Raw genomic sequence first — 18,608 nt, 5'->3', positions numbered from 1 at the left:
TATCCACGCGCCACGCGTGCCGGGCCTTGCCCGCGCTGCCTGCGTCATCTTTCGGAGACCCACCATGTTCAAGCGCTCCCTGTCACTGGTAGCCGGCCTCGCTCTTTGCGCCAGCGCCGTCACCAGCTTCGCTGCCGATGTCTTGCGGGTTTCGGCCATCCCGGACGAGGCGCCCACCGAACTGCTGCGCAAGTTCAAGCCGCTGGGTGCCTACCTCGAGCAGAAGATCGGCATGAAGGTCGAGTTCGTGCCGGTGGCCGACTACCCTGCCGTGGTCGAGGCGCTGGCGACCGACCGCCTGGACATGGCCTGGCTGGGCGGTTTCACCTTCGTTCAGGTAAACCTGAAGACCGGCAACGCCATTCCCCTGGTGCAGCGCGAGCAGGATGCGCAGTTCACCAGCAAGTTCATCACCAGCGACCCGAACGTCAAATCGCTGGCCGACCTCAAGGGCAAGACCTTCGCCTTCGGTTCGATCTCGTCGACCTCCGGCAGCCTGATGCCGCGCTACTTCATGCTGCAGGACAACATCAAGCCGGAAACCTACTTCAGCCGGGTTGCCTACTCCGGCGCCCACGACGCCACCGCGGCGTGGGTGCAGGCAGGCAAGGTCGACGCCGGTGTTCTCAATGCCAGCGTATGGGACAAGCTGGTCAACAGCGGCAAGGTCGATACCAACAAGGTCAAGGTGTTCGCCACCACGCCGACCTACTTCGACTACAACTGGACCGTGCGCGGCACCCTGGACCCGGCCCTGGCAGAAAAGATCAAACAGGCCTTCCTCGCCCTCGACCCGGCCAAGCCTGACGACAAGGCCATTCTCGACCTGCAGGCGGCCAGCCGCTTCATCGCCACCAAGCCTGAGAACTACAAGGGCATCGAGGACGCCGCTCGCGCTGCCGACCTGTTGAAATGACCCTGCGCCTGTCGGCCATCGACCTGCGCCACCGCAACGGTGTGCAGGCCCTGCGCGATGTCAACCTGAGCATCGAGCCCGGCGAGCGCGTGGCAATCATCGGCCCTTCGGGCGCTGGCAAGTCCAGCCTGCTCAACGTGCTGGCAACCGCCCAGCCGCCCAGCGCCGGCGAGCTGCAGGTGCTGGGCATGCAGCCCTGGCGCCTCGGCAGTCGCGCGCGCCAGCGTCTGCGCGCACGTATCGCGCTGATCCATCAGGCCCCGCCCCTGCCCCCGCGGCAACGGGTGGTGACTGCCGTGCTGGCCGGCAAGCTGGGGCAATGGGGGCTGGGCAAAAGCCTGCTCAACCTGCTGCACCCGGTGGACATCGACGGTGCCCGCGCGCTGCTGGCGCGGTTGGACCTGGACGACAAGCTGTTCGCCCAGTGCCAGCAATTGTCCGGTGGCCAGTTGCAGCGCGTCGGCATCGCCCGCGCCCTGTACCAGGCGCCGGAGCTGTTGCTGGCCGACGAGCCCGTCTCGGCAATGGACCCGCGACTGGCCAGGCACACGCTGAACATGCTCTGTCAGCACGCCAGCGAACAGCACGTCACGCTGGTGGCCAGCCTGCACACGGTGGAGCTGGCGCTGGCCTGCTTCCCACGGATCGTCGGCGTGCGTGACGGCCAGATCGCTTTCGACCTGGAGGCCACGCAGGTCACCGCGCAGCGCCTGGAAGAGCTGTACGCCAACGCGCACCTGAGCCGCGTGCAAACGCCGGCCGATCCCCCTGCTCACTGGCTGCCGCGATGCTGAGCAGGGACCGACGCGACCCTGCCGCGCTGCCGCGTTTTCTGCTTGCCGCCCTGGCGGTACTGTTGTTGTGGCCGGGCATACGCCTGGCCGAGTTCGATCCATGGGTGCTGTTCGACCCGGCCAGCACCCAATCCATGGGAGCCTTTCTCGCCGACTTCTGGCCGCCCGCCCACGACCCGGTATTTCTCGCGCTGCTGCTGGACGCCACCCTGCAGACCCTGGCCATCGCCACGGCCGGCATGGCCCTGGCGCTGACCTTGGCCATCCCCGCCAGCCTGCTGGCCAGCCGCGCGCTGTCGCTGTCCGCTGCCAGCCTCGGCGCCAGGCCCGGCTGGGCCGGCACCTGCGTACGCTGGCCGGTGCGTGGCGTGCTGATTTTTCTGCGCAGCGTGCCGGAAATCGTCTGGGCCCTGCTGTTCGTCCGCGCCGTCGGCCTGGGCCCGACGGCCGGCGTTCTGGCCATCGCCATCACCTACGCCGGCATGCTCGGCAAGGTGTATGCCGAGATCTGCGAGTCGGTCGACCAGCGCCCGGCCCAGGCGCTGCTGCGCGGCGGGGCCGGGCGGCTGGCCGCGTTCGCCTATGGCATTCTCCCGGCCGCTGCCGCCGAGTTGACCTCCTACACCGTGTACCGCTGGGAATGCGCGGTGCGCGCCTCGGTGGTAATGGGCTTCGTCGGCGCCGGCGGCCTGGGCCAGCAGATCGACCTGTCGATGCGCATGTTCGCCTCGGCCGAGGTGGCCAGCATGCTGCTGACGTTCATTGCCCTGGTGTTGCTCGCGGACCTGCTCAGCCGCCTGCTCAGGGGACGCTTCGCATGAGGCGCCTGGGCAACCTGCTGCTGGTACTGGCGATGGTGCTGGCAGTGGTCGGCTCCTTCGTCTATCTGGGGCTGGACCTGTTCACCCTGGGCAGTGCCGACAGCCTGCGGCACATGACCAGCGACGCGGCACGCTTCATGTTGCCTGACCTCAGTGCGACGCACCTGCGAGCGGTGGGCCATGGCGCGCTGGAAACCCTGGCGATGTCGGCGTTGGGTACCCTGCTGGCGGCACTCGCCGGTCTGCTGCTGGCCGTCCCCGCGGCCGGGCGCCTGGGCTGGCTGGCGCAAGGCGTGACAAAACTGGTGCTCAATGCCCTGCGGGCCATTCCCGAACTGGTCTGGGCGGTGTTGATGGTGCTCGCCGCAGGCCTCGGGCCGAATGCCGGCACCCTGGCCCTGGCGCTGCACACCGCCGGGGTACTCGGCCGTCTGTTTGCCGAGGCCCTGGAAAACACCCCTGCCGCACCCGCCGCCGCCATCCGCCTGCAAGGCGGCAATGCCTGGCTGGCCTTCTGTTACGGCACTTTGCCCAATCTGTGGCCGCAATTGCTGGCCTACACCCTGTACCGCTGGGAAAACAACATTCGCATGGCCAGCATCCTCGGTTTCGTCGGTGCCGGCGGGCTGGGACAGATGCTCTACGTGAGCCTGAGCCTGTTCCAGGAAGCACGCGCCAGCACGCTCATTCTGGCCATGCTGGCCCTGGTGCTGGCAGTGGATGCACTGAGTGGTTGGATGCGCCAACGCTGGATTCGCCTGTAGCAAGTCCTTGCTGACCGCAAGCGGCATTCGACCTTGGTGTATTTCTACATTAGTCGCGTTGACAAGATCGCCGAGAGCTGCCGATAATCCGAAATAAGTCATACGACAACAGATGACAAAATAATAACGATAAAAGGACTCGCTCATGACAGGCACTCACTCCGTCCAGAATCCCTTCGATCGCCTTCTCCTGACCGGCGCCGCCGGCGGTCTGGGGAAGGTGCTCCGAGAAAGTCTGAAACCCTTCGCCCGCACCCTGCGGCTCTCCGACATCGTCCCGCTTCCCGCCTCTACCGATACAGCTACTCGTTCCGATACCCAGGAAGAATTCCAGTTGTGCGACCTCGCCGACAAGCAGGCAGTGCACGAGCTGGTGCAAGGCGTGGACGCCATCGTGCATTTTGGCGGGGTGTCGGTGGAGCACGCGTTCGAAGACATCCTGGGGCCCAATATCTGCGGGGTCTTCCACATCTACGAAGCCGCGCGCCGGCATGGCGTCAAGCGCGTGGTGTTCGCCAGTTCCAACCATGTGATCGGTTTCTACAAGCAGGACCAGACCATCGACGCCCACTCGCCCCGGCGTCCGGACAGCTATTACGGTTTGTCCAAGTCCTACGGCGAAGACCTCGCGACGTTCTACTTCGATCGCTACGGCATCGAAACCGTCAGCATCCGCATCGGCTCCTCGTTTCCCGAGCCAGCCAATCGCCGGATGATGAGCACCTGGCTCAGTTTCGACGACCTGACCCGCCTCATCGAGCTGAGCCTGTTCACCCCGGATGTCGGCCACACAGTGGTCTATGGCGCCTCGGCCAACCGCGATCTGTGGTGGGACAACCGCTTTGCCGCGCACCTGGGCTTCACACCCAAGGACAGCTCGGAAGTGTTCCGCGACAAGATCGAAGCCCAGCCGATGCCTGCCGCCGACGACCCGGCGAGGGTCTATCAGGGCGGCGCCTTCGTTGCCGCCGGGCCGTTTGGCGACAACTGAATCCTTTGCGACTTTAAAACAACAACAACGCTGGAGCTATTCCATGGATTTCAAACGCACGTTACTCGTAGCCGCCCTCCCGCTCGCCTTCTGCCTGTCCGGGCTGGCGCAAGCCGAGATCAAGATCAAGTTCGCCGAAGTGCACCCGGCCGGCTACCCGCCGGTGGTGGCCGAGCAGGCCATGGGCAAGAAACTCGAAGAGCAGAGCAAGGGCGAGATCAGCTTCAAGATGTTCGCAGGCGGTGTCCTGGGCTCCGAGAAGGAAGTGGTCGAGCAGGTGCAGAGCAACGCGGTGCAGATGACTCGCGTGAGCCTGGGCATCGTCGGCCCGGTAGTACCGGACGTGAACGTGTTCAACCTGCCGTTCATTTTTCGCGACCAGGCCCACATGCGCAGCATCATCGACGGCGAGATCGGTCAGGAGATTCTCGACAAGATCACCAACTCCGAATTCAACCTGGTCGCGCTGGGCTGGATGGATGGCGGTACGCGCAACCTCTACACCAAGAAGCCGGTACGGCAGATCGGTGACCTCAAGGGCATGAAGATCCGCGTGCAAGGCAACCCGGTGTTCATCGACACCATCAACCAGATGGGCGGCAACGGCATCGCCATGGCCACCGGCGAGATCTTCAGCGCCCTGCAGACCGGCGTGATCGACGGCGCCGAGAACAACCCGCCGACCATGCTCGAACACAACCACTACCAGAACGCCAAGTTCTACACGCTCACCGAACACCTGATCCTCCCCGAGCCGATCGTGATGTCGAAGATCACCTGGAACAAGCTCACCCCCGAGCAACAGGCGCTGGTGAAAAAGCTCTCCCGCGAAGCACAGATGGAAGAGCGCGTGCTGTGGGACAAGAAATCCAGCGAAGCCGAAGCCAAGCTCAAGGCCGGTGGCGTGGAGTTCATCACCCTGACGCCCGAGCAGAAGAAAGCGTTCTACGATGCGACCCAGCCAGTACGCGACAAGTATGGCGCGCCGTACAAAGAGCTGATCACCCGCATCGAAGCCGTCAAGTAAGCCTGTCCGTCAACACCACGGGGGACCGGGCATGTGCCCGCTCCCCCGCCGCTGGGTGAGCCTCATGAAAAACACTGTGCTGCGTTTCAACGACCTGCTTTACCGGGTGTGCATCGGGATCGCCGGCTTGTCGGTCCTGACCATGACCCTGATCATTCCATGGGGCATCTTTACCCGCTACGCACTGGGCAGCGGTTCCAGCTGGCCGGAGCCTGTGGCGATCCTGCTGATGGTGGTCTTCACCTTCTTCGGCGCCGCCGCCAGCTACCGCGCCGGCGCACACATGGCGGTAGCCATGGCCGTGGACCGCATGCCGGCGCAGATTCGCCGAGTGGCGGCATTCGCGGTTCAGCTCCTGATGGCGGTGGTCGCGCTGTTCATGATCTTCAAGGGCTTCAAGCTGTGCGCCAACACCTGGAACCAGTACCTGGGTGAAATTCCTTCCATGCGGGTAGGCATTTCCTACCTGCCCATCCCGATCGGCGGCATCGTGACTTTGGTATTCATCCTCGAGAAGCTGTTCCTGGGTGACCAGAGCCACCGCGCCGTGATGCGGTTCGACGTCGTAGAAGCCAGTGAAGGTGCCGCGTAAATGGATGCTCTCATACTGTTGGGCAGCTTCATCGCCTTGATCCTGGTGGGCATGCCGGTGGCCTATGCGCTGGGCCTGTCGGCGTTGATCGGTGCCTGGTGGATCGACATCCCGGCCGACGCCCTGATGATCCAGATTGCCGGTGGGGTGAACAAATTCTCGCTGCTGGCCATTCCGTTCTTCGTGCTGGCGGGTGCGATCATGGCCGAAGGCGGCATGTCACGCCGGCTGGTGGCCTTCGCCGGCGTGCTGGTGGGTTTCGTGCGCGGAGGCCTGTCGCTGGTCAACATCGTCGCTTCGACCTTTTTCGGGGCCATCTCAGGTTCGTCGGTCGCCGATACCGCATCGGTGGGTTCGGTCTTGATTCCGGAAATGGAACGCGCCGGCTATCCGCGCGATTTTTCCACGGCCGTTACCGTCAGTGGTTCGGTCCAGGCCCTGCTGACGCCACCGAGCCACAACTCGGTGCTGTACTCGCTGGCCGCCGGCGGCTCGGTGTCGATCGCTTCGCTGTTCATGGCCGGGATCATGCCGGGGCTGTTGCTCAGTGCGGTGATGATGGGCTTGTGCATGATCTTTGCGCGCAAGCGCAACTATCCCAAGGGCGAAGTCATTCCGATGCGCCAGGCGCTGAAGATCGCCGGTGAGGCGTTGTGGGGAATGATGGCGCTGGTGATCATTCTCGGCGGCATCCTCTCGGGCGTGTTCACCGCGACCGAGTCGGCAGCGATTGCCGTGCTTTGGTCGTTCTTCGTCACCATGTTCATCTACCGCGACTACAAGTGGCGCGACCTGCCCAAGCTGATGCACCGGGCGGCACGGACCATTTCCATCGTGATGATTCTGATCGGCTTCGCCGCCAGCTTCGGGTACATCCTGACGCTGATGGAAATCCCGATGAAGATCACCACGGCGTTCCTGACGCTGTCGGACAACCGCTACGTGATCCTGATGTGCATCAACGTGATGCTGCTGATGCTGGGCACGATCATGGACATGGCGCCGCTGATCTTGATCCTGACACCGATCCTGTTGCCGGTGATCGTCAGCGTGGGTGTGGATCCGGTGCATTTCGGCATGATCATGCTGGTCAATCTGGGGATAGGCCTAATCACGCCGCCGGTGGGCGCGGTGCTGTTCGTCGGTGCGGCGGTCGGCAAGGTGACCATCGAAGCCACGGTCAAGGCGCTGCTGCCGTTCTACCTGGCGCTGTTCATGGTGTTGATGCTGGTCACCTACATTCCGGCCATTTCCCTGTGGCTGCCGAGCATGGTGTTGTAAATCCAAGTGCTGCAGGGTGTTCAACACCCCGCAGCGAACCGATGCACTGAAATCCTGTAGCAGCGGCGCGAGCCGCGTCGGCGGTGCATGCGGTTCGGCTGTCACACCGCGGCGTATCCGGACGCGGCTCGCCCCGCTGCTACAGGGGACGGAGGCGTTCCTCGAGGGCCTCCGTGGGAGCGGTCTGTGGCCGCGAAGCTGTCGCTGCGGTGTGCCAGATAATCCGCAGCGCCCATTCGCGGCCGATGACCGCTCCCACAAAGGCTGCTGGCGACGGAGGGCTCATCACGCACATCCCCCTACACCACCGCTGCTACAGGGGACGGCGGTGTTCCTCGAGGGCCTCCGTGGGAGCGGTCTGTGGCCGCGAAGCCGTCGCTGCGGTGTGCCAGATAATCCGCGGTGCCCCTTCGCGGCCGATGACCGCTCCTACGGAGAGTGCAGCCGCCCCCACACACCACCGCAGCCCCTGTAGCAGCGGCACGAGCCGCGTCGGCGGTGCATGCGGTCCGTCTGTCACACCGCGGCGTATCCGGACGCGGCTTGCGCCGCTGCTACAGGGGACGGAGGTGTTCCTGCAGGGCCCGTGTGGGAGCGGTCTGTGGCCGCGAAGCCGGCGCCGCGGTGTGCCAGATAATCCGCAGTGCCCCTTCGCGGCCGATGACCGCTCCCACGGAGCGTGCAAGCGCCCCCCACACCACCGCAGCCCTGTAGCAGCGGCGCAAGCCGCGTCGGCGGTGCATGCGGTTCGGCTGTCACACCGCGGCGTGGCCGGACGCGGCTTGCCCCGCTGCTACAGGGGATGGAGGCGTTCCTCAGGGGCCTCCGTGGGAGCGGTCTGTGGCCGCGAAGCCGTCGCTGCGGTGTGTCAGATAATCCGCAGGGCCCTTTCGCGGCCGATGACCGCTCCCACGGAGAGTGCAGGCGCCCCCACACACCACCGCTGCTACAGGGGATGGAGGCGTTCCTGCAGGGCCCGTGTGGGAGCGGTCTGTGGCCGCGAAGCTGTCGCCGCGGTGTGCCAGATAATCCGCGGTGCCCCTTCGCGGCCGATGACCGCTCCCACGAAGAGTGCAGGCGCCCCACACACTCCCGCAGCCCCTGTAGCAGCGGCGCGAGCCGCGTCGGCGGTGCATGCTATCCGGCTGTTACACCGCGGCGTGGCCGGACGCGGCTTGCGCCGCTGCTACAGGGGATGGAGGCGTTCCTCGAGGGCCTTCGTGGGAGCGGTCTGCGGCCGCGAAGCTGTCGCCGTGGTGTGCCAGATAATCCGCAGTGCCCCTTCGCGGCCGATGACCGCTCCCACGGAGAGTGCAGGCGCCCCCACACACCACCGCAGTCCCTGTAGCAGCGGCGCAAGCCGCGTCGGCGGTGCCTGCGATACCAGCTGGCTTTGGATGGTCGGCCTGGTCGATCATTGCGAACAACTGGCCAGCAGCAGCTCTTCGAACCGCGCGCTGTCCAGGGGTCGACTCAGGTAATAACCCTGGCCCTCGTCGCACGCCACCGAGTCCAGCAGTTGCAGCTGCTCCTGCGTTTCCACGCCTTCGGCCGTCACTGTCAGCGACAGTGCCCGCCCCAGGCCGATCACGGCCTCGATGATGGCCAGGTCGGGCTGGCTGTCGCCCAGCCTGCCGACGAAACTGCGGTCGATCTTGAGCCCATCGAAGGGAAACGTGCGCAGGTAGCTCAGCGATGAATAGCCGGTGCCGAAATCATCCATGGCCAGCCGTACGCCCAAACCCTTCAGCGCTCGCATCAGGGTCAACGCATTGTCGGCATCTTCGAGCATCACGCTTTCGGTAACCTCAAGCTCCAGCCTCGCCGCCGCCAGACCCGACCGCAACAAGGCGGCCTTGACCCGCTCCACCAGCTGTCCGCCCTGGAATTCCTTGGACGATACGTTGACCGACACGAACAGCTCTTCGGGCCATTGACTGGCCTGTCGGCAGGCCGCGTTCATCACCCAGTCGCCAAGTGCGGTGATCAAGCCCGTGTCTTCGGCGATCGGAATGAATGCATCGGGCGCCAGCAGGCCACGCTGTGGATGCTGCCAGCGCACCAGCGCCTCGGCCCCGACCATCTGGCCGTCGGCAATACGGAAGCGCGGCTGGTATTGCAGGCGTAACTCGCCATGCTTGATGGCATAGCGCAGGTCGCTTTCCAGACGCCGACGCTCGATGATCCGCTCATTCATGTCGCCATCATAGAAACGCCAGGTGCCGCGCCCGCTCGCCTTCGCCTCGTACAAGGCGATGTCCGAATAGCGCAGCAGTTCAGGGGCGTGCGCCGCATCGCCCGGCGACACGGCAATGCCGATACTGGCGCTGACATGGATATCATGATCGTCGACCTCGATGACCTGCTCGATCAGCTCGATCAGCCGTCGACACAGTGCCTCGATCTCGGCATGCCCGACCGCGCCCGCCACGACCATGACGAACTCGTCGCCACCGACCCGGGCGACGATGTCCTGGCTGCGCACGCATTGCCTGATGCGCTCGCCGATCTGGTACAGCACGCGGTCGCCGGTCGCATGGCCGAGCAGATCGTTGACCGGCTTGAAGCGATCCAGGTCGATGGTCAGCATGACCAGGGGCTGGCGGGCGGCGAGCGCGTTTTCCAGACGGCTTTCCAGGTAGTCGCGCAGCTGGCTGCGGTTGGGCAAGCCGGTCAGCACGTCATGGCGCGACAGGTACTCGACCCTTCGCCGCGCTTCGATCTCCTCGGTGACATCGGTGGCGGTACCCCGAAAGCCTTGATCGCCGATGGTCCGCGCAGCGATCAGCGCGGTACGCCGTTGCTGGTGCACGTCCATATAGCTGCATTCGGTGGTCAGGTTGCCCTGCCCTGGATTGCCGCGCAACCACGCCAGGAGCGTGCCCTGGGGCAATTCCACCAGGTCGTCGATCGAGATGCCCAGCCATTGCGCCTTGCCCACGCCAGTGACCGTCTCGAAGCGATCGGACAGGTAGGTGACATGACCTTCGCCGTCGGTTTCCCAGATCCAGTCGGAGCTGGCTTCGGCCACGTCGCGAAAGCGCGACTCGCTCAGCGCCAGCGCCACCTGGCTGTCGCGCAGCAGTTCGTGGCTGCCGTCCAGGGCGCGCGCAGCGCGGGTATTGCGCCGCAACATGACCCAGGTCATGCCGAGGATGATCAGCGTCGCCAGAATGATCAGGGGCAACACCACGATGATCATCTGCCGCCCAGGCCTTGCCGCGTCCCATTGCAGGTCCAGGCTGGTGCCGTGCTCGGCTTCGAGCCGTGCATGGGCGGCCGTGGCATCGTCGGCACGAGCCACACGCAGCCCGCGCAGGCCCATGTTCTCGCCCAGCGCCTGAAGCCGCTGCGGATCGAGACGATTGACCACCAGCATGACTGACGGCGGCCGGTCGTCGGTCTGCACCGTAGGGTCGGTGCTGGGTGTGATTGCTGCCGCCACCACCAGGGCTGGGGTACCGGCCAGGCTGGTCAGCATCGTGAAGACTTTTTCGTCGTCGGCCAGGCCGCGCGCGGCGGCGACCCACTCATCGACGGGGCGGCCCAGCCAATCCGCAGCCGCTATGGTTTCATACTTGCCGTCGATCACGGCATACACCGAGCGGTTGCCCGGCCCTATGACGAACGCGGCCTGGTAGCCGAAATCGTCGTACAACGCCGGACCGAAGTTTTCCCGCACGTAGGCCCATTCCATGTCCACCTTGAGGTGCAGGTGCCGATAGGCCTCACCCCAGAACGAGTAGTCCTTGATGGTCAGTTGCAGGAGCCGGCGTTCGGCCTCGATGCTTTTCTGTACCATCGACTGACCCTGGACGCGCTCGGTGCGATCCAGACCGTGGGCGAAATACAGGGACAGAGCGACCGCCAGTGCAAAGACCACGGTGAGACTGGCGCAAAAGGTGACCAACGAGGCCTGCGCCAGGGAGGTACTGCTCGCGGGCCTGGCGGAGGATGCCGGAGAGGTGAAGCTGGACTTGAGCATGAGTGGCCTGAAAGAGAATGCGCGGAACCGATACAGGGCTATCGGCCAGCCGCGAGCTTCCATGAACACGCAAACTCTTGCCAAAGCAGACTCATGCGGGCTGCAGCAGATTCATGTGGGAGCGGGCTCTGCCCGCGAAGAGGTCCACGCTGGCCTCTTCGCGGGCAGAGCCCGCTCCCAGAATAGCCAGAACAAGCTCAGGCCTTTCACCAAGGCGAACGCAAACTCAGGCCTTCGATTTCACGCAGGCCGCTTCTTGCCGAACGTGAGCTTGCCCCAGACCAGACCCAGCACCGCCGCCACTGTCGAGGCCGCCAGCACACTGAGCTTGGCCGAAGCCAGCAGGGTCGGGTCGGAGAACGCCAGCGAAGCGATGAAGATCGACATGGTGAAGCCGATCCCGGCGAGCAGACCGACCAACCCTACCCCACTCCAGGTCACACCCTCGGGCAGCCTGCAGATGTTCAGCCTGACCAGCAGAAAGCTCATCAGCAGCACGCCCAGCGGTTTGCCCAGCACCAGGGCCAGCATCACACCGCCAAACACATGCTGCGACACCGCGTCACTGAGGTTGGCGCCGGCGAAACTGACCCCGGCATTGGCCAGGGCAAACAGCGGCATGACGCCGAACGCCACCCACAGGTGCAGCCCGACCTGTATCCGCTGCACCGGCGGCAGCACTTCACGCTGCGCATCACGCAATTGCCTGAGCGGCTCGGCCACCGCCTCGCGGTTGTCCGTGCCGGGGGTGAAGCGTTCCATCAGCTCGTTGAAGTTTCGGCGGATGATATCCACCGGGCGCTCGCTCATCGGCTTGGAATAGACCGGCGTCATCAAGCCCAGAATCACCCCGGCCAGGGTGGGATGCACGCCCGTCTTGAGCAGGCCGAACCAGACGATCGCGCCCGGCAACACATAGGCATACGCCTTGCTGATGCCCATGCGCTGGAACAGCAGCACCAGCAGCAACCCGGCCACGGCCACCAGCAGACCCAGGTAGTCGAGGCTGGCGGTATAGAACACCGCGATGATCAGGATGGCGACGATATCGTCGATGATCGCCAGGGCCAGCAGCAGGATCCGCACGCTGGCGGGAATGGATTTACCCAGCAGCGCCAGCACGCCGACGGCGAAGGCGATGTCGGTGGCGGTCGGCACTGCCCAGCCGGCACTGGCCGGAGTGCCGTGGTTGAGGGCAAGGTAGAGCAAGGCAGGCATCAGCACGCCACCCAGTGCCGCACCCAGCGGCAGGGCTGCCAGCTGCAGGTTGGCCAGCGCGCCATCCTTGATTTCCTGGCGTATCTCGGCACCCACCACCAGAAAGAAAATGGTCATCAGGCCATCGTTGACCAGAAAATGCAGGGACTGCGAAACGCTGAAATCGCCTAGGCCCAAGGTGACCTGGGTATGCCAGAAGTGCTCGTAGGAATCACCGACCGAGCTGTTGGCCCAGACCAGTGCGGTGATCGCGGCGAGCAGCAACACGATGCCGCTGACGGCTTCGATGTGCGAGAAGCGTTCGAGCGCCGCCAGGGCGCGTTCGGTGAGCTGTTGAGGACGGGGAATGGCAGGTGTCGCCGGTCTTTTTGCAGGCACGGTAACTCTCCGCTGGCGGCCCGACCAACGCTGAACTTTAACCTGCCCCCTGCCGTATGCAGCGGTGCACCCGCGGCGATGATAGAAAGCCTGAGGCCAAGTTGCAACGCATCATCTCAATCCGGCACCGGTGTCGGCATCAAAGTGGCGATCAGTGCGCGAACCGTACCGGGCAACGCCTCGAGCTCGCGTACCAGAATGCTGCGCTCGCGTATCGCCCAGGGCTCGTCCAGTTCGATGGTCACCAGGCGCATGGTGCGGCTGTGCCGCAGGGCCGCCGATTCCGGAATGATACCGATGCCAACCCCTGCCTCGACCATCCGGCAGATCGCTTCGAAGCTCGACACCTGGATGCGCAGCGACAGCCCCTGGCCGATTCGCTCGACGTGTTCACGCAAAAAGCTGAGCAAGGTGCTGCCTTCATGCAGGGCAATGTGTTGAAACGCCAGGGTCTGTTTCAGGCTGATGCGCTTGCACTGAGCCAGTTCGTGCCCCACAGGCACGGTGAGCACCAGGCGGTCGGTGCTGAAATGCATCACCTGCAGCCCCGCCGCTTCGACCGGGCCGGCGATGATGCCCATGTCGGTACTGCCGTCGAGCACGCCGCGAACGATGTCGCGCGACAGGCGCTCCTGCAGATCTACGCTTACCCCGGGCCGCCGGGCGAGAAAGCCGGCCAGCACTTCGGGGAGGAATTCGGTCACCGCCGTGGTGTTGGCGAAGATGCGGATGTGCCCGGCCGAGTCGGCGCCCAGGTGGGTGAAGTCGGCCTTGAGGTAGTCGACCTGACGCATGATCAGCCGGGCATGCACGAGCAGCTTCTGCCCTGCCGGCGTGAGCTCCACGCCGCGGCTGTCGCGGTACAACAGGCGCGTATCCAGTTGCTGCTCCAGTGCCTTGATCCGCGCACTGGCCGCAGCCGGCGAGAGGAACGCCCGGCGCGCGCCCTGGGTCAGGCTGGGTGATTCGCCGATATGGATGAAAAGGCGCAGGTCGGCCAGGTCGAAATGCATGGTGGGGCTCCTACCTTCAAGCGTTCGGCAAATATGAACGCCGCCTTACGCAAATGCAAATTCACAGAATGCCTCGGCCCTCGCATCATCGCTGCACAACAAAAAAGCAGAGGGCACCCATGAGCGCATCAGATTCAGCCATCGACTACAGCGCCTGGATGGGCCGCACCGAGCAGGCGCACGATGTGCTCAGCCAGAACATCGCCGAGCGCATCGCCGCGACCTTCGGCGAACCTGCGCCAACAGACGGCGAGCCGCTGCCGCCCCTGTGGCAGTGGTGCTTTTTCCAGGCGCCGGTTGCGGAAAACCAGCTGGGCACGGATGGCCACCCGCTGCGCGGCGGCTTTCTGCCCGCCGCCGACAATCGCAACCGCATGTGGGCCGGTGGCCGTCTGGAGTTCATCCAGCCCCTGACGGTCGGCAGCGCTGCCGAGCGCCTGTCGACCATCCTGCGTATCGAGGAGAAGCACGGCCACACCGGCGCTTTGCTGTTCGTCACCGTGCGCCACGACTACACCCAGGGTGGCCGCCTGTGCCTGCGCGAAGAACAGGACATCGTCTACCGCGAGCCGAATCCTCCCAAACTGTCCAGTGACCCTGCACCGGTCGCTGCGCAGTGGAGTGAAACCGTAGCGCCGACCCCGACCCTGCTGTTTCGCTACTCGGCCGTCACCTTCAACGGCCATCGGATTCATTACGACCACCCCTACGTGACCGGCGTCGAAGGCTACGCTGGCCTGGTGGTGCACGGGCCGCTGATCGCCACGTTGCTGCTGCGCAGCTTCATCCGCGCCAACCCTCGAAAGCGTGTGCGCCACTTCGCCTACCGCGGCGTACGCCCCTTGACCCTACCCACCCCGTTCCAGCTCGGCGGCTGCCTGCTCGAAGAGGGCAAGGCGCGGCTGTGGGCCGGCAACGAGGCCGGCGTCGCGCAAAGCGCCGATGTCACCTTCGATTCCAGCGCCACGCCCCAGTCCGGCCACTGACCGCGAACCCATCATCGACTCCGAGAACCACGCCATGCCCGTCTACGATGAAGAAGACCTCAATGCCATCCGCGAGGGCGTTCGTGCCCTGTGCGCAGAATTCGACGCTGCCTACTGGCGCAAGATCGACGAGGACAAGGGCTTCCCCGAAACCTTCGTCAAGGCCCTGACCGATGCCGGCTGGCTGTCGGCGATGATTCCCAGCGAATACGGTGGCTCGGGCCTGGGCCTGGCCGAGGCCTCGGTGATCCTCGAAGAGGTCAACGCCTGCGGCGGCAACTCGGGCACCGTGCATGGGCAGATGTACAACATGTTCACCTTGCTGCGCCACGGCAGCGAGGCGCAGAAGCGCCACTACCTGCCCAAGCTGGCCAGTGGCGAATTGCGCCTGCAATCGATGGCGGTGACCGAGCCGACCACCGGCACCGACACCACCAAGATCAAGACCACCGCCGTGCGCCAGGGCGACAAGTACGTCATCAATGGGCAGAAGGTGTGGATTTCCCGAGTGCAGCATTCGGACCTGATGATTCTGCTGGCGCGGACTACGCCGCTGGCCCAGGTGACGAAGAAATCCGAAGGCATGTCGATCTTCCTGGTCGATCTGCGTGAAGCGATCGGCAAGGGGCTGACCGTCCAGCCGATCGCCAACATGGTCAACCACGAGACCAACGAGCTGTTCTTCGACAACCTCGAACTGCCCGCCGACAGCCTCATCGGCGAAGAAGGCAAGGGGTTTCGCTATATCCTCGACGGCCTCAATGCCGAGCGTACGCTGATCGCCGCCGAATGCATCGGCGATGGTCGCTGGTTCATCGAAAAGGCCAGTGCCTACGCCCGCGATCGAGTGGTCTTCGGCCGGCCGATCGGACAGAACCAGGGCGTGCAGTTCCCGATTGCCGAAGCGCACATCGAGATCGAAGCAGCTGACCTGATGCGCTGGCGCGCCTGTGCCGAATATGACAGCGGGCAGAACGCCGGCGCCAGCGCCAACATGGCCAAGTACCTGGCGGCCAAGGCTTCGTGGGAGGCCGCCAATGCCTGTCTGCAGACTCATGGCGGCTTCGGTTTCGCCTGTGAATACGACGTCGAGCGCAAGTTTCGCGAAACCCGCCTGTACCAGGTCGCGCCGATCTCCACCAATTTGATCCTGTCCTACGTGGCCGAGCATCTGCTCGAATTGCCACGCAGTTTCTGAGGAACCGTCGATGAACGCCACGCACCGTTTGGCCACCTTTCTCGCCGACCTTCACTACGAACACATCCCCGAGCCCGTCCTCGCCCGTTGCGAAGACCTGTTTCTGGACTGGATGGGCTCGGCGCTGGCCAGCCAGGGTGCCCATCCCATTCCCGTGTTCGAGCGCTATGCGAGGCGCATGGGGCCCGGCGACGGCCCTGCCAGGATGCTGGGCAGCGGCCAAGGCACTTCGGCCTACTTCGCGGCGCTGGTGAACGGTGCCGCATCGCACCTGGTCGAGCAGGATGACCTGCACAACAGCTCGGTATTGCACCCGGCCACGGTGGTGTTTTCCGCCGTCCTGGCCGCAGCGCAGGATCGCGGCAAGTCCGGGCGCGAGCTGCTGCTGGCGGCCGTGGCCGGTTACGAGGCCGGCATCCGCATCGGCGAGTTCATGGGCCGCTCCCACTACCGGATCTTCCACACCACGGCCACGGTCGGCACCCTGGCTGCCGCCGTGGCCGTGGGCAAGCTGCTGGGGTTCGACCGCGAACAGTTCATCAACCTGTTGGGCACTGCCGGCACCCAGGCCGCCGGGCTCTGGGAGTTCCTGCGCGATGCGGCCGATTCCAAGCAGTTGCACGCCGCCAAGGCTGCTGCCGATGGCTTGCTGGCTGCGTACATGACCGAAGACGGTCTTAGCGGTGCGCGCAACATCCTCGAAGGCGAGCAAGGCCTGGCCGCCGGCATGTCCAGCGACGCCGACGCCACGCGCCTGGACGATCGGCTCGGCAGCCGCTGGGCGCTGGCGGAGACCTCGTTCAAGTTCCACGCATCGTGCCGCCACACCCACCCTGCCGCCGACGCCTTGCTGCACTTGATGCAACGCGAGGGCCTGCAGCACGAACAGATCGCCAAGGTCGTCACTCGCGTCCACCAGGGTGCCCTCGATGTGCTCGGACGGGTGGTCAAGCCCAGCACGGTGCACCAGGCCAAGTTTTCCATGGGCGCGGTATTGGGCCTGATTGCCGTACACGGCAGTGCGCAATTGATCGAGTTCCGCGATCTGGCGCTGACCGACCCTGCTGTCGACGGCTTCCGAGAGAAGGTCAGCATGGAGCTGGACCGCGAGGTCGACGCCGCCTACCCCGCGCGCTGGCTGGGACGGGTCGTCGTTACCACCACCGATGGCCGCACCTTGAGCGCCGCGATCGACGAGCCCAAGGGCGACCCCGGCAATACCCTTTCGCGCGCAGAACTGGAAGACAAGTTCCTGCGTCTGCTGGCCTTTTCCGGTGCACGTACGGCGAGCCAGGCGCGTGTGCTGATCGACAAGATCTGGCACCTGCGCGACGCATCGACCCTGAACGATTTGTTCTGACCCACAGGTGATCCCATGACCGAGCTCAATCCGCGTCCGCTGGACGGTATCACCGTCGTCAGCCTGGAACACGCCATCGCCGCGCCGTTCTGCACCCGCCAACTGGCCGACCTCGGTGCGCGGGTGGTGAAAATCGAACGCCCCGGCAGCGGTGACTTTGCCCGTGGCTACGATCAGCGTGTCGACGGCCTGGCGTCGCATTTCGTCTGGACCAACCGCTCCAAGGAAAGCCTGACCCTGGACCTCAAGCAGCAAGCCGCGGACGCAGTCCTGCACGGCCTGCTGGGCAAGGCCGACGTGCTGGTGCAGAACCTGGCACCCGGCGCTGCAGCGCGGATGGGCCTGTCGTTCGAGGCGTTGCACGCGCGTTATCCGCGATTGATAGTCTGCGATATTTCCGGCTACGGCGAAGGCGGCCCCTATGAGAAGAAAAAAGCCTACGATCTGTTGATCCAGAGCGAAGGCGGCTTTCTTTCGGTGACCGGCGGCCCCGGCGAAGACGAGCGGGCCAAGGCCGGCTGCTCGATCGCCGACATCGCCGCCGGCATGTACGCCTACACCGGGGTGCTCTCGGCGTTGATGCTGCGCGACAAGACTGGGGTGGGCAGCCGGATCGACGTGTCGATGCTCGAAAGCCTGGTGGAGTGGATGGGCTATCCGCTGTATTACGCCTACAACGGTGCGCCACCGCCCGCACGCGCCGGTGCGGCGCATTCCACGATCTATCCGTACGGGCCGTTCCCGACCGGGCAAGGCGGGACCATCATGCTTGGCCTGCAGAACGAGCGTGAGTGGGCGCTGTTCTGCGACAAGGTGCTGCTGGATGCGTCGCTGACCGATGACGCGCGCTTTTCCAGCAACTTCGAACGCTCGCGCAACCGCGATGAACTGCGGCAGATCATCGTCGACAGCTTTGCGCAGCTGTCGGTCGAACAGGTGCTGGCTCGCCTGGAAGCCGCACAGATCGCCAATGCCCAGGTCAACGACATGGCCGGCGTCTGGCGGCATCCGCAGTTGGCCGCACGCCAGCGGTGGCGTGAGGTGGACAGCCCCTCGGGCAAGCTTCCCGCCCTGCTGCCGCCGGCCAGCAGCACCGCGTTCGTCCCGCGCATGGACGCAGTGCCCGCGCTGGGGCAGCACACAGCAGGGATTCTCGAGGAACTGGGTTACTCCGCCGATCAACAGGCGCAGATGAGCGCCAGCGGCGTGATCTGACGCGCCAACCGGCACCTTCGGCATCGCCGCCCCTGGCGCGGCGTGCCACGACCAACACGGGATTGCGAG

General features: G+C 64.9%; 15 protein-coding genes. 12 read left to right on the top strand and 3 right to left on the bottom strand.

Annotated elements, in window-relative coordinates:
• Nucleotides 1-64: 64 nt before the first annotated feature.
• The 8 genes from IFT98_RS01790 to IFT98_RS01755 all read left to right on the top strand — a co-directional run bounded on the left by IFT98_RS01790 (nucleotide 65) and on the right by IFT98_RS01755 (nucleotide 7,186).
• Nucleotides 65-916: a putative selenate ABC transporter substrate-binding protein gene (locus tag IFT98_RS01790; protein ID WP_122713062.1), complete on the top strand. Its 852-nt coding sequence runs from the start codon at nucleotides 65-67 to the stop codon at nucleotides 914-916.
• Entirely contained in the window at nucleotides 913-1,710 is a 798-nt protein-coding gene (locus IFT98_RS01785; RefSeq protein WP_192049460.1) for a phosphonate ABC transporter ATP-binding protein, read from the top strand. The genes IFT98_RS01790 and IFT98_RS01785 overlap by 4 nt, the downstream gene beginning before the upstream one ends.
• Nucleotides 1,704-2,531, top strand: coding sequence for a PhnE/PtxC family ABC transporter permease (locus IFT98_RS01780; RefSeq protein ID WP_192049462.1), 828 nt, complete (start codon nucleotides 1,704-1,706; stop codon nucleotides 2,529-2,531). The genes IFT98_RS01785 and IFT98_RS01780 overlap by 7 nt, the downstream gene beginning before the upstream one ends.
• Nucleotides 2,528-3,295, top strand: a complete 768-nt coding sequence (phnE, locus tag IFT98_RS01775) for a phosphonate ABC transporter, permease protein PhnE (protein ID WP_192049464.1) — start codon at nucleotides 2,528-2,530, stop codon at nucleotides 3,293-3,295. Before IFT98_RS01780 ends, phnE begins: the two co-directional genes overlap by 4 nt.
• A 145-nt stretch (nucleotides 3,296-3,440) precedes the next feature.
• Nucleotides 3,441-4,286 carry an NAD-dependent epimerase/dehydratase family protein gene (locus tag IFT98_RS01770; protein WP_192049466.1) on the top strand — a complete coding sequence of 282 codons (846 nt, stop codon included), beginning with the start codon at nucleotides 3,441-3,443 and terminating at the stop codon, nucleotides 4,284-4,286.
• Nucleotides 4,287-4,329: 43 nt separating this feature from the next.
• Nucleotides 4,330-5,313, top strand: a complete 984-nt coding sequence (locus tag IFT98_RS01765; RefSeq protein WP_192049468.1) for a TRAP transporter substrate-binding protein — start codon at nucleotides 4,330-4,332, stop codon at nucleotides 5,311-5,313.
• 64 nt (nucleotides 5,314-5,377) lie between these two features.
• Nucleotides 5,378-5,905, top strand: coding sequence for a TRAP transporter small permease (locus IFT98_RS01760; protein WP_192049469.1), 528 nt, complete (start codon nucleotides 5,378-5,380; stop codon nucleotides 5,903-5,905).
• Nucleotides 5,906-7,186 (top strand): TRAP transporter large permease, encoded by a 1,281-nt coding sequence (locus tag IFT98_RS01755; RefSeq protein ID WP_192049471.1) that lies wholly within the window; start codon nucleotides 5,906-5,908, stop codon nucleotides 7,184-7,186.
• A 1,414-nt stretch (nucleotides 7,187-8,600) separates the two neighbouring features.
• On the opposite strand, the gene IFT98_RS01750 is transcribed toward IFT98_RS01755, so the two are convergent.
• From IFT98_RS01750 to IFT98_RS01740, 3 genes are all read right to left on the bottom strand, one after another.
• Nucleotides 8,601-11,171 (bottom strand): bifunctional diguanylate cyclase/phosphodiesterase, encoded by a 2,571-nt coding sequence (locus IFT98_RS01750; protein WP_192049473.1) that lies wholly within the window; start codon nucleotides 11,169-11,171, stop codon nucleotides 8,601-8,603.
• Nucleotides 11,172-11,411: 240 nt separating this feature from the next.
• On the bottom strand, nucleotides 11,412-12,767 hold the full coding sequence (nhaA, locus tag IFT98_RS01745; RefSeq protein WP_192049475.1) for a Na+/H+ antiporter NhaA: 1,356 nt from the start codon (nucleotides 12,765-12,767) through the stop codon (nucleotides 11,412-11,414).
• Between the two features lie 116 nt (nucleotides 12,768-12,883).
• A complete protein-coding gene (locus tag IFT98_RS01740) occupies nucleotides 12,884-13,780 on the bottom strand; it encodes a LysR family transcriptional regulator (RefSeq protein WP_122479005.1) in 897 nt (298 codons plus the stop codon).
• A gap of 119 nt (nucleotides 13,781-13,899) precedes the next feature.
• Between IFT98_RS01740 and IFT98_RS01735 the strand changes: the two genes are divergently transcribed.
• The 4 genes from IFT98_RS01735 to IFT98_RS01720 are packed head-to-tail and all read left to right on the top strand — an operon-like array spanning nucleotide 13,900 to nucleotide 18,539.
• Nucleotides 13,900-14,766, top strand: coding sequence for an FAS1-like dehydratase domain-containing protein (locus tag IFT98_RS01735; protein ID WP_192049477.1), 867 nt, complete (start codon nucleotides 13,900-13,902; stop codon nucleotides 14,764-14,766).
• Nucleotides 14,767-14,800: 34 nt separating this feature from the next.
• Complete coding sequence (locus tag IFT98_RS01730; RefSeq protein ID WP_192049479.1) at nucleotides 14,801-15,964, top strand: acyl-CoA dehydrogenase family protein; 1,164 nt, start codon at nucleotides 14,801-14,803, stop codon at nucleotides 15,962-15,964.
• A gap of 10 nt (nucleotides 15,965-15,974) precedes the next feature.
• On the top strand, nucleotides 15,975-17,324 hold the full coding sequence (locus IFT98_RS01725; protein WP_192049480.1) for an MmgE/PrpD family protein: 1,350 nt from the start codon (nucleotides 15,975-15,977) through the stop codon (nucleotides 17,322-17,324).
• Between the two features lie 15 nt (nucleotides 17,325-17,339).
• Nucleotides 17,340-18,539, top strand: coding sequence for a CaiB/BaiF CoA transferase family protein (locus IFT98_RS01720; RefSeq protein WP_192049482.1), 1,200 nt, complete (start codon nucleotides 17,340-17,342; stop codon nucleotides 18,537-18,539).
• The last annotated feature ends 69 nt before the right edge of the window (nucleotides 18,540-18,608 follow it).

The sequence above is a fragment of the Pseudomonas sp. CFBP 8770 genome (genome assembly GCF_014841705.1).
GTDB lineage: Bacteria > Pseudomonadota > Gammaproteobacteria > Pseudomonadales > Pseudomonadaceae > Aquipseudomonas.
The sequence above is the reverse complement of the archived record's forward strand: the minus strand, read 5'-3'. Positions and strand labels throughout refer to the sequence as shown.

What these genes read in the sequence shown, in the direction of transcription:
- IFT98_RS01790 (WP_122713062.1), top strand. Translation starts at nt 65, where the DNA reads ATGTTCAAGCGCTCCCTGTCACTGGTAGCCGGCCTCGCTCTTTGCGCC.
- IFT98_RS01785 (WP_192049460.1), top strand. Translation starts at nt 913, where the DNA reads ATGACCCTGCGCCTGTCGGCCATCGACCTGCGCCACCGCAACGGTGTG.
- IFT98_RS01780 (WP_192049462.1), top strand. Translation starts at nt 1,704, where the DNA reads ATGCTGAGCAGGGACCGACGCGACCCTGCCGCGCTGCCGCGTTTTCTG.
- phnE (WP_192049464.1), top strand. Translation starts at nt 2,528, where the DNA reads ATGAGGCGCCTGGGCAACCTGCTGCTGGTACTGGCGATGGTGCTGGCA.
- IFT98_RS01770 (WP_192049466.1), top strand. Translation starts at nt 3,441, where the DNA reads ATGACAGGCACTCACTCCGTCCAGAATCCCTTCGATCGCCTTCTCCTG.
- IFT98_RS01765 (WP_192049468.1), top strand. Translation starts at nt 4,330, where the DNA reads ATGGATTTCAAACGCACGTTACTCGTAGCCGCCCTCCCGCTCGCCTTC.
- IFT98_RS01760 (WP_192049469.1), top strand. Translation starts at nt 5,378, where the DNA reads ATGAAAAACACTGTGCTGCGTTTCAACGACCTGCTTTACCGGGTGTGC.
- IFT98_RS01755 (WP_192049471.1), top strand. Translation starts at nt 5,906, where the DNA reads ATGGATGCTCTCATACTGTTGGGCAGCTTCATCGCCTTGATCCTGGTG.
- IFT98_RS01750 (WP_192049473.1), bottom strand. Translation starts at nt 11,171, where the DNA reads ATGCTCAAGTCCAGCTTCACCTCTCCGGCATCCTCCGCCAGGCCCGCG.
- IFT98_RS01740 (WP_122479005.1), bottom strand. Translation starts at nt 13,780, where the DNA reads ATGCATTTCGACCTGGCCGACCTGCGCCTTTTCATCCATATCGGCGAA.
- IFT98_RS01735 (WP_192049477.1), top strand. Translation starts at nt 13,900, where the DNA reads ATGAGCGCATCAGATTCAGCCATCGACTACAGCGCCTGGATGGGCCGC.
- IFT98_RS01730 (WP_192049479.1), top strand. Translation starts at nt 14,801, where the DNA reads ATGCCCGTCTACGATGAAGAAGACCTCAATGCCATCCGCGAGGGCGTT.
- IFT98_RS01725 (WP_192049480.1), top strand. Translation starts at nt 15,975, where the DNA reads ATGAACGCCACGCACCGTTTGGCCACCTTTCTCGCCGACCTTCACTAC.
- IFT98_RS01720 (WP_192049482.1), top strand. Translation starts at nt 17,340, where the DNA reads ATGACCGAGCTCAATCCGCGTCCGCTGGACGGTATCACCGTCGTCAGC.